Origin of the sequence: Kocuria massiliensis (assembly GCF_900169715.1) — a bacterium.
Taxonomy (GTDB): domain Bacteria; phylum Actinomycetota; class Actinomycetes; order Actinomycetales; family Micrococcaceae; genus Rothia; species Rothia massiliensis.
On sequence record NZ_LT835160.1, the window covers coordinates 577,265 to 591,647 of the forward strand.

General features: G+C 61.3%; 14 protein-coding genes. 10 read left to right on the plus strand and 4 right to left on the minus strand.

Translation table 11 applies throughout. The features are described from left to right. Window positions 1–181: 181 nt before the first annotated feature. Complete coding sequence (locus tag B9Y51_RS04055) at window positions 182–1,384, minus strand: acyl-CoA dehydrogenase family protein (protein WP_085528854.1); 1,203 nt, start codon at window positions 1,382–1,384, stop codon at window positions 182–184. A gap of 152 nt (window positions 1,385–1,536) precedes the next feature. Here B9Y51_RS04055 and nadE point away from each other — a divergent pair, with 152 nt between their 5' ends. The 10 genes from nadE (at window position 1,537) to B9Y51_RS04110 (ending at window position 11,517) form a co-directional block, all read left to right on the plus strand. Further along, the gene (nadE, locus tag B9Y51_RS04060) at window positions 1,537–2,367 is read left to right on the plus strand and encodes an ammonia-dependent NAD(+) synthetase (protein ID WP_085528855.1); all 831 of its coding nucleotides are present in this window, start codon (window positions 1,537–1,539) and stop codon (window positions 2,365–2,367) included. A gap of 114 nt (window positions 2,368–2,481) precedes the next feature. Next, window positions 2,482–2,733, plus strand: coding sequence for a type II toxin-antitoxin system Phd/YefM family antitoxin (locus tag B9Y51_RS04065; protein ID WP_085528856.1), 252 nt, complete (start codon window positions 2,482–2,484; stop codon window positions 2,731–2,733). Then, window positions 2,730–2,990, plus strand: coding sequence for a Txe/YoeB family addiction module toxin (locus B9Y51_RS04070; RefSeq protein WP_082156823.1), 261 nt, complete (start codon window positions 2,730–2,732; stop codon window positions 2,988–2,990). Before B9Y51_RS04065 ends, B9Y51_RS04070 begins: the two co-directional genes overlap by 4 nt. Before the next feature lie 1,149 nt (window positions 2,991–4,139). Continuing rightward, window positions 4,140–4,331, plus strand: a complete 192-nt coding sequence (locus B9Y51_RS04080; protein WP_085528858.1) for a hypothetical protein — start codon at window positions 4,140–4,142, stop codon at window positions 4,329–4,331. A 397-nt stretch (window positions 4,332–4,728) separates the two neighbouring features. After that, window positions 4,729–5,073, plus strand: coding sequence for an ArsR/SmtB family transcription factor (locus tag B9Y51_RS04085; RefSeq protein WP_085528859.1), 345 nt, complete (start codon window positions 4,729–4,731; stop codon window positions 5,071–5,073). Then, the gene (locus B9Y51_RS04090; protein WP_085528860.1) at window positions 5,070–6,236 is read left to right on the plus strand and encodes an MFS transporter; all 1,167 of its coding nucleotides are present in this window, start codon (window positions 5,070–5,072) and stop codon (window positions 6,234–6,236) included. The genes B9Y51_RS04085 and B9Y51_RS04090 overlap by 4 nt, the downstream gene beginning before the upstream one ends. Window positions 6,237–6,336: 100 nt before the next feature. Then, complete coding sequence (locus B9Y51_RS04095; protein WP_085528861.1) at window positions 6,337–8,112, plus strand: AMP-binding protein; 1,776 nt, start codon at window positions 6,337–6,339, stop codon at window positions 8,110–8,112. Window positions 8,113–8,146: 34 nt separating this feature from the next. Beyond that, on the plus strand, window positions 8,147–8,836 hold the full coding sequence (locus B9Y51_RS04100) for a hypothetical protein (RefSeq protein WP_143467982.1): 690 nt from the start codon (window positions 8,147–8,149) through the stop codon (window positions 8,834–8,836). A gap of 89 nt (window positions 8,837–8,925) precedes the next feature. Then, window positions 8,926–10,395: a PepSY-associated TM helix domain-containing protein gene (locus tag B9Y51_RS04105; protein WP_085528863.1), complete on the plus strand. Its 1,470-nt coding sequence runs from the start codon at window positions 8,926–8,928 to the stop codon at window positions 10,393–10,395. An 87-nt stretch (window positions 10,396–10,482) separates the two neighbouring features. Continuing rightward, complete coding sequence (locus tag B9Y51_RS04110; protein WP_085528864.1) at window positions 10,483–11,517, plus strand: Gfo/Idh/MocA family protein; 1,035 nt, start codon at window positions 10,483–10,485, stop codon at window positions 11,515–11,517. A gap of 67 nt (window positions 11,518–11,584) precedes the next feature. Here B9Y51_RS04110 and B9Y51_RS04115 read toward each other — a convergent pair whose 3' ends face one another. From B9Y51_RS04115 to B9Y51_RS04125, 3 genes are read right to left on the minus strand one after another with little or no spacing between them, the layout of a single operon-like run. Further along, window positions 11,585–12,373: an enoyl-CoA hydratase gene (locus B9Y51_RS04115; protein WP_048682054.1), complete on the minus strand. Its 789-nt coding sequence runs from the start codon at window positions 12,371–12,373 to the stop codon at window positions 11,585–11,587. Further along, on the minus strand, window positions 12,370–13,269 hold the full coding sequence (mmsB, locus tag B9Y51_RS04120) for a 3-hydroxyisobutyrate dehydrogenase (RefSeq protein ID WP_143467983.1): 900 nt from the start codon (window positions 13,267–13,269) through the stop codon (window positions 12,370–12,372). Before mmsB ends, B9Y51_RS04115 begins: the two co-directional genes overlap by 4 nt. Further along, on the minus strand, window positions 13,266–14,360 hold the full coding sequence (locus tag B9Y51_RS04125) for an enoyl-CoA hydratase/isomerase family protein (protein ID WP_085528866.1): 1,095 nt from the start codon (window positions 14,358–14,360) through the stop codon (window positions 13,266–13,268). The genes mmsB and B9Y51_RS04125 overlap by 4 nt, the downstream gene beginning before the upstream one ends. Window positions 14,361–14,383 lie beyond the last annotated feature (23 nt).

Sequence of the window (14,383 nt, forward strand, 5' to 3'; positions counted from 1 at the left end):
TTCTCCTTCATTGACACGCGACCGTCGACGTCGACAATTCGCGCAGGTGACGATCTCCATTCATCGTAACGTGGATCACACCCAGTCCCATCTCTTCCGCACAGGTGACCACTCCGCGGAAGCCAACGCCGTCTTACTGGGCACCCAGAAAACGTCCTGCAGACTGGCCCACTTTGTGGAATTACACGAATGCAGAGATTCCCGTGACCGCCCGCCCCACAATCAGCGAGTTGATCTCGTACGTGCCCTCATAGGTGTACAAAATTTCGGCGTCGCAGAAGATTTTGGAGGCCTCATGATCACTCGTGATGCCATTTCCGCCCAACATGGCTCGCACCTTCGCAGCCGATTCACGAGCCAACCGCGTCCCGATGGACTTACCCATCGCGGCGCGCATCATATCCAGCGTTCCCTCTTCCTGAGAGCGAGCCACCTGGATCATCAGACCAAGGTTTGCGTGCGCATTCCCCGCAATCTCCGCCAAGGCTTGCTGCATCAATTGGAATTTGGCGATAGGCCGACCGAATTGAGTGCGATTCACGGCGTATTCTCGGGCGACGTCAAAAGCCGCCATCTGTAGCCCATAGGCCTGCCAACCCACCCACACCCGAGAGTTGCGAAGCATTTCGTTGGCACTCGAGAAGTCCACGGCCCCAGGGAGATGATTTTCGGCGGGGATCCGAACGTCGTCTAATTCGATATCTGCGTTCTGCATGATGCGCAGACCCATCTTGTTGCGAATCTTCGACGCTCGATATCCGGGACGATCCGTTTCCACCAGGAAAGCCTTCACCTGAAGATCCTCGGTATCTCTAGCCCACACGAGAGCGAAATCGGCAATAGTTCCGGCACCAATCCAGCGCTTCGAGCCGTTGATAATCCACTCGTCGCCGTCGCGGGTCGCGGTGGTTTCCAGACCACCGGCGATATCGGACCCGTGGTCCGGCTCGGTGAGGGCGAAGGCGCCAATGGCCTCGAATGTACGCAACCGTGGCAGCCACGTGGACCGCTGCTCTTCCGATCCGAGTTGCTGGATCATTCCCAGAATCAACTCATTATGTATGCCCACCAAAGCAGAAAGGGACACGTCGGCTCGCGCTGCCTCTGCGTACACCAGTCCCCGGTACAGCCACGAGGTATCCGAGAGCTCAATCTCCCCCAGGCCGACTTTCGCGAGGCCCGGAAGGAGATCGAAGGCGAACTCCTCTTCGTTCCAATAGTCGACGCTGGCCGGCCGCACGACGTCCTGAAGGTATTCACGAACCCGCTCGTAACTTTCGCGCTCCTCGTCATTGAGGAGGTTCCGTACCTCGAGAAGGTCACCATCCGGATAGGGAATGAGGGGGATAAGCCCTGTGGACGGAGCTCCGAGAATCTGAGACATGACGACCCTTCCTTGTGGGAATCCGCAATTCAGGACATTTTGTGTCCTGAGTCACATATAGTCGGGATGCTACCGAACCTGAGCCTCGATGTCTCGAGGGTGCCGAGTATCCACGCAATCTTTCGGTAACACGCGGCACCTATCATGGAGCCATGCGGACACTCCAGGCACAGATCATTCAAGAAATGGGCGTGAAGCCCCAGATTGACCCCGCCGAGGAGGTGAAGCGGCGCGTCGATTTCCTGTGTGATTACCTCGAATCCACCGGCACCAAGGGCTTCGTGCTTGGTATTAGCGGCGGCGTCGACTCGACTCTCGCCGGGCGGCTGTGCCAATTGGCTGTGGAGGAACTCTCGAACCGAGGGACCGACGCGGATTTCGTGGCCGTTCGCCTCCCTTACCGCGTTCAGGCAGACGAAGACGATGCCCAGGCCGCCTTGCGATTCATCCGCCCCAAAACCAGCTGGAGTTTCGACGTCGAGCCCGCCACCACCGGCGTCGAAAACGAATACCGCCAGACCACCGGAGTCGACATTTCCGACTTCTCCAAAGGCAACGTGAAGGCCCGCATTCGCATGGTCGCGCAATATGCCCTAGCCGGAGACAAGGGCCTACTCGTCGTCGGCACGGATCACGCGGCGGAATCCACCACGGGCTTCTTCACGAAATTTGGCGACGGCGGTGCAGACCTTTTGCCGCTCTTCGGCCTCAACAAACGCCAGATTCGTCAAATCGCGCGCCATCTCGGAGCAGACGAACGCGTCTGGTCGAAAGCCCCGACGGCGGACCTCCTCGACGCCACACCGGGCCGCCTCGACGAGGACGAGTTGGGCCTCAGCTACGACGTCATCGATGACTACCTGGAAGGGCGGGATGTCGAAGACGAGCAGGCCGAAGCCATCGAACGCCGCTTCCTCATCACACGCCACAAGCGCACGACGCCGGTCACCCTCCTCGACCGCTGGTGGGACGGCCAAGACTAGGAGGGATCCGCCGGCGGTCAGTTAACTCCCCGCAGAAAACTTTCGAAACCGAAGGATGCACCTTTCGCCCCTCTCGCGTGAACGAACAATTTTCCGTACGCAAAGGAGGGCGTCATGAAAACCATGTCATTCTCGGAGTCCCGGGCAAAGTACGCCCAGACATTGGATGCGGTAGCCAACGACCGCGAAGAAATCGTCATCACCCGATCCGGCCATGAGCCCGTGGTCATGGTTTCGCTCAAGGACTACGAATCCCTCAAAGAAACCGCCTATCTCCTCAGAAGTCCGGCCAATGCCCGGCGACTCCTAGCCTCGATCGACAGGCTCGAAAATGGCGGAGGAACCGAACAGGGTCTCATCGAGTGAAACTCACATGGGACGACTCGGCTTGGGATGATGATCTCTGGTGGCAGGCCCAAGTCCGGAAAGTTCTTCGGAGGATTAACAGTCTCCTGAAAGATATCCAGCGCAACGGCAACGAGGGTATCGGGAAGCCAGAACCTCTCAGGCATGGATTCCATGGATATTGGTCTCGACGCATTACCAATGAACACAGGCTCGTTTACAAAGTACTTGCCGATGAAATACGAATAGCGTCATGCCGCTATCACTATGAAGACTGACGCCACACAACCGTCAGCCCTAAGCGCCAACATGTTGCCGAACCTCCAGGGCACCGAACTCCATGGCCGATCACGATTCTCGATGGCTAGTGCTCAAAATTTTCCAGCAGCATGACCCTTCCAATGCCTACCACCAGCAGCCAGACTCCACCTGACCTCATCAATCGACGGAGAGATACTAGTCTGGGTCGTCCACGTACTTTTTGATAGATCGTCTAGCCCTCTGCGACAGCACTAAGACCAGTAACCCAGCACCAGCCAGGGCTTGCGCCCCACGGATGACCGTCTGCCACAACATCGCATTCTGAAACACTAGTATTCCGTACCCTACAAAACTAATGACCGCATACACCGATATGATCACCAGAAGATGCCGATTGCGAGCCCTAACAAGCCTTCTCATATAGATTAATGAGCTAATCCACCCCAGCGAAAATGCACTTCGAATCACAAGAATAAATACTACAGTATTCACTTTGAACTGTTGACTCGGAAGACTATCGAAAGAACTTCCATGTGTTTTAATATAAAACTCACTGTATGACTGAAAGAAAATCCACGACAACAGCAATGCGAGAACAGAAAGCCCGATAATTGCATAAGTAAGACCTAAAAAGGTCTTTATTGATTTCGGCAATATAATAACTCCGTTATTCTTGTTCTACATTCAACCTGCTGGCAATCACGGTTTCGTTCAAAATAGGGCACTACAGTATCGATTCAACTCATCAAACAGCAGATCGAGTTTGGGGAGGCCAGAGCTCCACTCAATAGAACCCACCCGATAACGAACACACGGGTTCACCACAAACATTCCTTCAGCGATTCAGAGCCCCCCTTCAGGCAGATCGACTGGGTCCGAAGATGCACGGAGGCGCAACGCCACAGGCGGAGGTAATGACGACAAACCTTCACAAGCTCCCGTTGTACGCCAGTTTCAGCCGCATGGATGCCACCTCAAGGGCATCAACAATGATAGAAAGGTCATCGAGTCGCATTGAAACGAATGTATTGGTGTTCTAACTAAATTTACTGAACTTTAACTTTACATTTTGTATTAAAGTTACGCAAAACACCACCTGCAATCTCTTTACTCACATGGTATATTTTTCCTGAACACTAACTTTCCCATGTTTACAGGGGGACAGGATGAACCGAACCACCATCGAGGTCATTAAGGCCGTCGCATGTTTGATAGTCGCCCTATTGAGTGTTGTTCTGGCATTTACGACGCACCAACCGTTGATGTTCGTTGTTTTCGTCGTCCTAGCCATCGCGACCGGTTGGTTTTGGTGGAAGGCCACCTATTTCTCGAAGAACCCTCCCAGCCCGGATCAGTAATACACAGACCTTGCGCCCAGAGGGAATTTACACCTTTAGAAGGCCTGCCACGGTGGATATCCCCATCATTGGGCCAGAATCCAATCGGGTGGTCGAAGCGGTTTTGCTGGCGAGGACCGGACCTCCCTGGAATGAACGGGTATATCACTGCCCAAATTGCATTAGCTGCCTCGCGAGGCAGTACGACATGAGAAGGAATAATTCGGGGGACAGTTTGCCTCGGCTTGGAAAGATCAAGGCCACGAGAAGGCCACCCCTTGGCCCTGCGCACCAGCACCCCGACCCCAATGGGCCGCACCCAAACTAGGCGGCAACGGGTCGTTCCGGAGGGATTGTGCAAGATTTCTTGCACGTGTATCGTGCAAATAAAGTTGCACGAACACCCATCTGGAGACTCATGACCCCCCGAAGCTACGAGCATCCCAGCACGCAGAACATCTCCCTCCCCAAAGTCCTGGCAGCCCTGAGCGACCCCATCCGCCTGGAAATGCTGCGTCGACTCTCCGACGGCCAGGAGCACGACAGCATCACGCTCGCCGACGACCTTCCACGCTCGACGCTGACCTATCACACCCGCATTCTCCGCGAATCGGGCGTGACGTGGACACGCGGCGAGGGACGCATGTGCCTCATTTCCCTCCGCACCCGCGACCTCGACGCACGCTTCCCCGGACTATTGCCGACGCTTGTCGAACAAGCCATTCGAGACGCTTCCCCCGCTACCCCGTCGGAAGACTCATGATCCTTCGACTCTGGCCGTTCATTCTCGGGAGCGTCGGCTTGGGGCTGGATGCCTACGTCGTCGCCGGATTACTCCCCGCAATGTCGCGCGACCTGGGCACCTCCGAAGCTTTCCTCGGGCTAGGGGTCACCGCATTCACGGGTGCCTACGCCGTCGTCGGCCCGCTACTGGCGGGGCTCGCAGGTCGCAGATCCCGACGCAGCCTGGCCCTAGCCTTAGGCGTTTTCACCCTGGCCAATCTGGGAACCATGGTGGCTCCCGGTCCCGCAATATTCATCGTCACTCGCTTGGTCGCGGGCGCCGCCGCAGGTATTTACTCCCCGCTGTCCTCCGCCGTTGCCGCATCCCTGGTGGGCCCGGAACGTCGCGGTCAGGCACTTTCCCTGGTTTTGGCGGGACTAGCCTTGGGCACGGTCTTCGGCGTCCCACTGGGTTTGATGGTCGCCGACGTCGCCGGGTGGCGGCTGAGCATAGGGCTCATCGCGGTGCTGGGTGTGGTGGCGTTGGTCGGCGTCGCCCTTCGAGGAAATTCCGGGATCCCTAACGTGCCCGCCTCAACGGCCCGGGAACGCCTCCGCACTCTGACTCACCCGCGCAACCTCGTCACCACCCTGGTCACCCTGACCACGGGGATCGCCGCGCTGGGACTCTACACATACATCACACATGCCCTCTCCGGGACGGCCCTGGCGGAGCATCACACCCTAGCCATCTGGATTTGGGGTCTGGGCGGAGCCATCGGAGCTCTGACAATCGGCCGGGTGGTCGACGCCGCGCGAAGCCCTCTCAAGCTCTCGGCCATAATCCTCAGCATCCTTGCTCTCGCCTTCGGGGCCGTGGCGTTGGGCTCACCCCTGCCACTGCTCGCCGTGGGACTCTTTGCCTGGGGTGCCATGGGCTGGTCTTCCTTGGCACCTCAACAGCACACCCTCATATCCGCCAATCCTGACGACGGCGCCACCGCAGTCGCCGCCAACGCCTCAGCCAATTACCTCGGTGCCGCGATCGGCTCGGCCCTGGGCGCGGCACTCATCGGCATGGGACTCGGCGGCTCTGCCCTCGCCCTCTGCGCGGGAGCCACGGCCTTGGTGGCACTCACCCTTCAGCTCATCCGTCTCCGCATGAGCGGTGGCGCCCCACATGACACCCGCATGGGCTCGTGACCACGGTAAAACTTCCGTTCGCCCTTACCCCTGGGATACGCTCTCATGAGTGAGGTGGCTCACAATAATAGTGAGTCACAGCGTGTGAGGAGGAGACACCGTGACCGTCACCGAGCAACTCCGTCAGGCCAGAGACCGCCTCGTCGAACTCCGGGAAGATTACGCCGCCGCGCGGACGTCCTTCGAATGGCCACGCTTCGAGAACTTCAACTTTGCGCTGGACTGGTTCGACGCCGTCGCCGCCACCCCCGAACGGGCGGACCAAAACGCCCTCGTGATCGTGGAGCAGGACGGCTCTTCTCAACGGTTGACCTACCGTGAATTGTCGGAACGCTCCAGCCAGGTCGCTCGGTGGCTCACCGAGATAGGCGTGCGCCGCGGCGACCACATGATCCTCATGCTCGACAACCAGGTGGAGCTCTGGGAAAGCATGCTGGCCGGCATCAAAATGGGCGCCGTCCTCCTGCCGACCACCACGATGCTCGGACCCAAAGACCTCGAAGAGCGCGTGGCCCGCGGGTCGGTCTCCTGGGTGGTGACAAATTCTGGCAACGTCGCGAAATTCGCGGAGGTACCGGGAGAATTCTCCGTCGTCGAAACCGGCGGCTTCACCCAAGACGCCGTTCCCGGACGCACCCACGTTGCGTATTCCGAAAGCACCGCCGCACCTAGGGAATTCGCCCCCGAAGCCCCGACCCCCGCAGACAGCACCCTCTTGCTGTATTTCACCTCGGGAACGACGTCGCGGGCCAAACTCGTGGAGCACACGCACGTCTCCTATCCCGTGGGCCACCTCTCCACGATGTACTGGATCGGCTTGGAACCCGGGGACGTACACCTCAACGTCGCCTCCCCCGGCTGGGCCAAACACGCGTGGTCCAACATCTTCACGCCGTGGATCGCGGAATCGACCGTCTTCATTTACAACTATTCGAGGTTCGACGCCGCGGCGCTCATGCGCACCATGGACGCCGAGGGCATCACGAGCTTCTGCGCGCCGCCTACCGTGTGGCGCATGTTCATCCAGGCGGACCTCACCACACTCAAGAATCCGCCACGAAAAGTTGTCGCCGCCGGCGAGCCCCTCAACCCGAAGGTCATCAACCGCGTACGGGAAGCTTGGGGTCTCGATATTCGCGATGGCTTCGGTCAGACGGAAACCTCGGTGCAGATCGCCAATACGCCTGGGCAGGAACTTGTGGTGGGAACCGTTGGCCGCCCGCTGCCCGGCTTCGACATCGTCCTCGTGGACCCGGTGACGGACGATGTGGTTCCGGACGAAGGCGAAGGTGAGGTGTGCATCGTGACGGAACCCCGCCCGGTCGGCCTCATGACCGGATACAAAGCGGACCCCGCCAAGAACGACGAGGTTTTCCGCAACGGCGTGTACCACACCGGCGACATCATGAGCCGGGACGCCAACGGAAACTTCACCTACGTGGGCCGGGCGGACGACGTCTTTAAGGCCAGCGACTACAAGCTCTCGCCCTTTGAACTGGAATCCGTGGTCATCGAGCATCCTGCGGTGGCCGAGGCCGCCGTGGTTCCCTCCCCGGACCCGCTTCGCTTGGCGGTGCCGAAAGCCTTCGTCGCACTGAATTCCGGTCACGAACCCACGGCGGAACTCGCGGAATCCATCCTGGCCCACTGTCGCGCCAACTTAGCCCCCTATGCCCGCATCCGGCGTCTGGAATTCTTTGACCTCCCCAAGACGGTGTCCGGGAAAATTCGCCGTGTCGAACTGCGAGCGCATGAGAGGCAGATGCACGGTGAGGACGGCGAAAGGACCGAGACGTTCCGGGAAGAGCGGACGACGTCGGAGGGTTACGGCCACGAGTTCTCGGAAGCAGACTTCCCTGGGCTCAAGAGTTCATAGCCTCCGCGCCCCGCGATTCACATAAACTGACCTAGTGAACGCGCCAGTAAACAACCCCACGGTGACCGCAGGGTCCACCGGTTGGCGGTTGGCGCGCACCCTTTTACTGGTCTCGGTGACGGCCTGGTTGGGGTGTTTTGCGCACGTTCTGGGCGGTGGTCAGCTGGCTGTTTCAGGCTTGGCCGTGGGGTTGAGCCTTCCACTCATCAGCGGCGTTTTCGCCCTGACCCGTTTTCGGTTGAATACTCTGGCTTGCCTTCCGTTGCTCGCCCTGGGGCAGGTTGCGGTGCACTGGCTCCTCATGATCCCGAGCTCGGGGCAGGCTGGAATTCTTGCGGGCAGTCCCGTGGGCGCGAGCGCCGCCGCATCAGGTGAGGCTCACGCCCGCATGAGCGGTGCGGCCGGCATGGATCACGCCGAGATGATGGCGCATCATTCGATGGAGACCAGCGGCATCGCGATGGATCACGGTTCCCTCCCGATGTTTGTGGCACACGTTCTCGGGACCATCATTGCGGCCGCTTTCCTCGGCGCGGTCGATGCGACGATCTGGATCCTCGCGACCCTCATCGTGCCGTGGATCGCGAGGCTGACTCGTCACCTGCTGATCCCCCGCCTTCGTGCCCCTCTGGGTGTCACCACGGCTTTCGCCCCGCCGCTGAAAAAGCGGTTTCACACCATCATTCCCGTCAGGGGACCGCCTCTTTTCCTCACGACCCCCTGACCACCCCTGGCCGGACCGCGCGTTCAGCGGCCCGCCGCATCACCGCGCCCACGGATACCTCGTGCGGCGCCTCATCACCGTGAGGAAAAATGACCATTACCGCTCCCCCGCGCCCTTCCCGGGGCGCCTCACCACAAAATCGCACCCCACGTCGTGCCGGATGGTTTCGGGCCATGATTTTGCGCCTGCACTTCTACGCCGGACTCATCGTCGGCCCGTTCATCCTGGTCGCCGCTTTGACCGGGGCCCTCTACGCGGCCGCACCTCAGCTCGAAAAGATCGTGTATTCGCACGAGCTCACCGCCGGCTCCGACGTCCAGACCTTGAGCCTCGACGACCAAGTCCGGCGGGCCATCGATCACGTGCACCGCGAGAACGGCAGCGCGGCTGAAGCCCAGCCCACCGGCGTCCGGCCTGCCGCCGAAGCGGGTGACTCGACCCGCGTCATGTTCGCGCCGCCGCCAGGATCCTCCGAATCCGACCGTCGGACCGTATTCGTCAGCCCGGCGAACGGCGAGATTCGCGGAGATCTCATCACGTACGGGTCCTCCGGAGCGCTGCCGCTCCGCACGTGGATCGATCACTTACACCGGGACCTCCACCTCGGTGAACCCGGCAGGATTTACGCCGAATTCGCGGCGTCGTGGATGTGGGTCATTGCACTCGGCGGCCTCATCCTGTGGGTTCCCCAGCTGACCTCCAAGATTAAAGCGGGCCGTAGTCGACGGCGCGCGCTCCGGGAGGCGGCACTGCCCACTAAGGGCGCGCGCGGGCGGCCGCGAATTCTAGGTTGGCACTCGACGTTGGGCCTCGGTTTGCTCGTCGCGATGGTGTTCCTTTCGGCGACCGGCATCACCTGGTCCACCTACGCGGGCGAGAACGTCACCAATCTGAGGGCCGCCCTCAACTGGAGCTCGCCCAAACCCACGACGTCGTTGACCGGCCAGGCCGCGCAGGCCGACGAGCACGCGGGCCACGCGGGCCATGGATCCTCCACACCGTCGTCCGGCGCGGACGCGATGCCCATGCCCTTGGATTCCGGATACGACGCGATCCTGAGGGCCGCACATCGGTACGGCATCGATTCGAAGCAGCTCGACATCACCCCAGCGGCATCGATGGATCAAGCGTGGACGGTTAACGAGATCAACCGGCATTTCCCCACCGAGGTGGACTCGGTAACGGTCGACCCCGTGACCTACGAGCAGGTGGATCATGTCTCCTTCTCGAAGGACTATTCCCTGCCCGCCAAACTGGCTCGATGGGGTGTCGATATCCACATGGGACTCTGGCTGGGATTGGCGAATCAGATCCTGCTGTTCCTGATCGCGCTGGGCATCGCCGCGAGCGTCGTGACGGGGTACTGGATGTGGGTGAAGCGCCGCCCAAGGCTCACGAACATGAAGGCGCCGCGCCCTGGCCTGCGGCGTGCACCGTGGTGGGCCTGGCCGGCCGTGGGTGTTCCCGCCGTCGCCGTTGGTGTGTTCCTGCCCCTCTTCGGTTTGCCGTTGGCGCTGTTTGTGGTGGTAGACGCCGTCGTGGCCCGGATCCGACGCTAGCCGCGTAACCACCGGGGCCGATGAGGGATCATCCCGATCGGCCCCGGCGGGCCCGCCCCCGTATGGGAGCCTGCCTAGTATGGATGCATGACGGAGACACAAAACCCCCTGACAGCGACCGGTCGAACCCTGGGATGGGGCATCGTCTCGACGGGTGCGATTGCCCGCAAGGTCACGCCGGACATCGCCGCCCTCGAAGACGCCCGTCTGGTAGCGGTTTCGTCCCGAAACCAGGATTCGGCGGAGGAATTCGCCCAGGATTTCGGTGTAGCCAAAGCCTATGGTGACGACGACGAACGCACCGGCTATGAGCGGATCCTCGCGGATCCCGACGTCGAGGTCCTCTACATCGCGACCCCTCACGGACAGCATTACGAGAACATGCTTCAAGCGCTGGAGGCCGGCAAACACATTGTGTGTGAGAAGGCCTTCACCATCACCGCCGAGGAGGCTCGCGAGGTCCTCGACCTGGCCGGACAAAAGAATCTCTTCGTGATGGAAGGCCTGTGGACCCGCTTCCATCCCCTCCGCGCTCGGGTAGCGGAGCTGATCGAATCCGGCGAAATCGGGACCCCACGCTGGGTCCAGGCCGACCTCGGGTTCCGTGGACCGGCGGACAAGACCCACCGACTGTGGCGGGAGGATGCCGGCGGCGGGGCCACGCTCGACATGGGCTGCTACGTGTTGCACTGGCCCTGGCTCGCCTTGGGGCGGCCCACCGGCGTCGTCGCCCAAACCATTAAACGCGGTACCGTGGATGCCCTCACGCAGGTGACCGTGACCTGCGAGAAGGCCGCGGCACAGATGACGATGTCCTTGGTGTCGCAAGGACCGCGGGAGGCAGTGATTTCGGGGCACGAGGGATTCATCTCGATCCCTGCGCCCATGCATCAGGCGGAATCTTTCACCGTGACCGACGCTCAGGGGCATTCTCGGGACGAGTCGTGGCCGCTGATCGGTCGCGGATACTCCTATGAGATGCGTGAAGCCACCCGATGTATCCAGGAGGGGCTACTGGAGTCCCCGGTCATGCCGTGGGAAGACACCATCGCGCAAATGGAATTCCTGGACGAGGTCCGACGGCAGATCGAGGTCACCTACCCGGGGCACGACCACGCCTAGCGACCCCTCGTGCATCACGACGCCGCCGCCCTCACAGAGCGAGGACGGCGGCGTCGTCGGTTAAGATTCAGCGATTCTCGAAGTTGGGCGAGCGCCGCTCCGAGAACGCGGCCATGCCTTCGGCCTGGTCATGGGTCGCAAAAAGTGAGTGGAAGACGCGACGCTCAAAGGCGAGGCCTTGAGCCAGCGGGGTTTCGAACGCCGCGGCCACTGCCTCCTTGGCCATCATCGCGGCCGGTCGAGACTTCTGCGCGATGCTCGCGGCGATGTCCCGTGCGGTGTCCAGCACCTCGGCGTCGGGTACCACCCGGGACACCAATCCTGCGCGTTCGGCCTCCTCGGCCCCCATATTCCGGGCGGTCAGGATCATGTCCATCGCCTTGGCCTTACCAATGGCGCGCGTGAGTCGCTGGGAACCACCCATACCCGGAAGAACACCCAGGTTGATCTCCGGCTGCCCGAAAGTTGCGCCCTCACCGGCCACGAGAATGTCGCACATCATCGCCAACTCGCATCCGCCACCCAAGGCGTAGCCGTTGACGGCGGCAATGATCGGCAAACGAACCTGGGTGAGGCGCTGCCAGTGGGCGAACCAATCGCTCGCGTACATCTCGGTGAAGCTCTTCGACGCCATCTCCTTGATGTCCGCACCGGCGGCAAACGCTTTCTCCGAGCCGGTCAGCACGATCGCGGACACGGATTCGTCTCGCTCCCAACCTTCCGCGGCCTCAACCACGGCGACCATGGTTTCGTAGTTCAACGCGTTGAGTGCTTTCGGGCGGTTCAGCCGAATCAGCCCGACGCCGTCCTCGGTTTTTTCCGTGATGATCGGGGAATCTGCGGTGGTTTCGCTCATGATGCGTCCTCTCTGATGGTCTGGATGATCGCGGAAAAGTCGAGGTGCCCGTTGCCGGCCTCGGTGAATTCCGTGTAAGCCTGGTGCGCCGCCCGGCCGAAGGTCGCTCGAGTGCCGGTGGATTCCAGGGCCGCGAAGGCGAGGCCCAAGTCCTTGGCCATGAGGGCCGCCGCGAAGCCGGGCTGGTAATCGTTACTGGCAGGGCTGGTGGGCACCGGGCCCGGAACAGGGCAGTTGGTCGTCACGGACCAACATTGAGCGGCAGAGGTGGACATGACATCGAAGAGTGCCTGATCGGTTAGGCCCAGTTTGGATCCCAACGTGAAGGCTTCACTCGCGCCGATGGTCGTGATCGCCAGCAACATGTTGTTACAGCATTTAGCGGCCTGGCCTGCGCCGTTCTCACCGCAGTGGACGATCTTCTTCCCCATGACGTCGAAGAGCTCGTGGGCGGCGTCGACGTGCGCCTTCGGTCCACCGACCATAAACGTCAAAGTGCCGGCTTGGGCTCCTGCGGTTCCTCCGGAGACCGGCGCGTCGACCGCTCGATGGCCGGCCTCGTGGACGAGTTCTGCGGCTTCGACCGCCTCATCCACGCTGATGGTCGAACTGTCGATAAATAGCGTGTTCGGGCGAGCAACGGCCAGCAGCCCCGGTTCGCCCTCGGTTCCACGGTAGGCCGCCAAAACGTGCTTGCCCGCCGGGAACATCGTGATGACGACCTCGGCATCTTTGACGGCGTCCGCACCGCTGGCCGCGATGGTCACGCCCTCGGCGGCGGCGTTCTCTCGCGCGGCCTCCATGAGGTCGAAGGCGACGACGTCGTGCCCGGCGTCCTTGAGGTTGCGGGCCATGGGACCGCCCATATTTCCGAGGCCCAGGAATGCGATGTTCATGACGTTGCTCCTTCGTCCGACAATCGCAGGTCCTCGTGATTCGGTACCGGCTCGAAGAATCCCAGCACGGTCTCTCGATCCACATCCTCGAGGGTTTGCGGTTGCCATTGTGGGTTGCGATCTTTGTCGATCACCTGCGCGCGAATGCCCTCGGCCATGTCGTGGGCAAAGAGCGCGTTTCCGCTGGTGCGGAAGTCTTGGGTCAAGGTCTCGGCAAGGCTCTGGTTTGAGGCTCGGGTCAGGCCTTCCAACGCCGTCTTCATGCCGGTGGGGCTGTTGCGTCGCAGTGCGGCGAGCGCCGAGGCCGCGAGCTCGTTATCCGGATCCTTTTCGACCCTGGCCGTCACGTTGGCGAGAATCTCCTCCACGGTTTCCGGGGCGTAATCCTCATCTATCCACGACGCCGCGGCCGCCAACGTCGACTCGGGAAGCTCGGCCTCGACCTCTTGAAGAACGGTCGCCACGGTTCCGGGATTCTCGGTGTCTTCGAGCCGCGTCAGCACTTCCTCGACTTGGGCGTCCTCGACGTAGTAGTCGGCCAAGCCCGCGTGGATGGCGTCGGCACCGTCGATGTGGAGCCCGGTCAGCGCCAGGTGCTTACCCGATTGCCCGGGTGCGTGGGAAAGATAGTTGAGGCCTCCCACGTCCGGGGAAAAGCCGATGCCAGTTTCGGGCATCCCGGTGCGTGTCGAATCCGTGGCCACGCGGTGTGACCCCGGAACCGAAAGCCCGACGCCGCCGCCCAAGACCAGCCCATTCATGATCGCGACAAACGGTTTGGGGTATCGCGAAATGCGGTAGTCGAAGGCGTATTCCTGGCGGAAGAAATCGATGCCCTGACCGGGATCATCGCTGGATGCGGCCTTATACAGGGCCACGACGTCGCCCCCGGCACACAGCCCGCGTTCCCCCGAGCCGACGATCGCCACGACTTTGACGTTGGCGTCCTCCTCGAACTCGTCGAGGGCCTGGTTGACGAGCCCAATCATTTCCACGTTCAACGCGTTGACCGCGCGCGGGCGGTTCAGTGTGATGAGTCCGAGGTGGCCCCGGATGGTGGTGAGTACGGGTGCGTCCTGCTGTTCTGTCATCGATCGTCCTCCTGCTGGTTCGG

Bases quoted from the DNA above. Each gene is read 5' to 3' on its own strand.
- B9Y51_RS04055 (WP_085528854.1), bottom strand. From the start codon at position 1,384: ATGTCTCAGATTCTCGGAGCTCCGTCCACAGGGCTTATCCCCCTCATT.
- nadE (WP_085528855.1), top strand. From the start codon at position 1,537: ATGCGGACACTCCAGGCACAGATCATTCAAGAAATGGGCGTGAAGCCC.
- B9Y51_RS04065 (WP_085528856.1), top strand. From the start codon at position 2,482: ATGAAAACCATGTCATTCTCGGAGTCCCGGGCAAAGTACGCCCAGACA.
- B9Y51_RS04080 (WP_085528858.1), top strand. From the start codon at position 4,140: ATGAACCGAACCACCATCGAGGTCATTAAGGCCGTCGCATGTTTGATA.
- B9Y51_RS04085 (WP_085528859.1), top strand. From the start codon at position 4,729: ATGACCCCCCGAAGCTACGAGCATCCCAGCACGCAGAACATCTCCCTC.
- B9Y51_RS04090 (WP_085528860.1), top strand. From the start codon at position 5,070: ATGATCCTTCGACTCTGGCCGTTCATTCTCGGGAGCGTCGGCTTGGGG.
- B9Y51_RS04105 (WP_085528863.1), top strand. From the start codon at position 8,926: ATGACCATTACCGCTCCCCCGCGCCCTTCCCGGGGCGCCTCACCACAA.
- B9Y51_RS04110 (WP_085528864.1), top strand. From the start codon at position 10,483: ATGACGGAGACACAAAACCCCCTGACAGCGACCGGTCGAACCCTGGGA.
- B9Y51_RS04115 (WP_048682054.1), bottom strand. From the start codon at position 12,373: ATGAGCGAAACCACCGCAGATTCCCCGATCATCACGGAAAAAACCGAG.
- mmsB (WP_143467983.1), bottom strand. From the start codon at position 13,269: ATGAACATCGCATTCCTGGGCCTCGGAAATATGGGCGGTCCCATGGCC.
- B9Y51_RS04125 (WP_085528866.1), bottom strand. From the start codon at position 14,360: ATGACAGAACAGCAGGACGCACCCGTACTCACCACCATCCGGGGCCAC.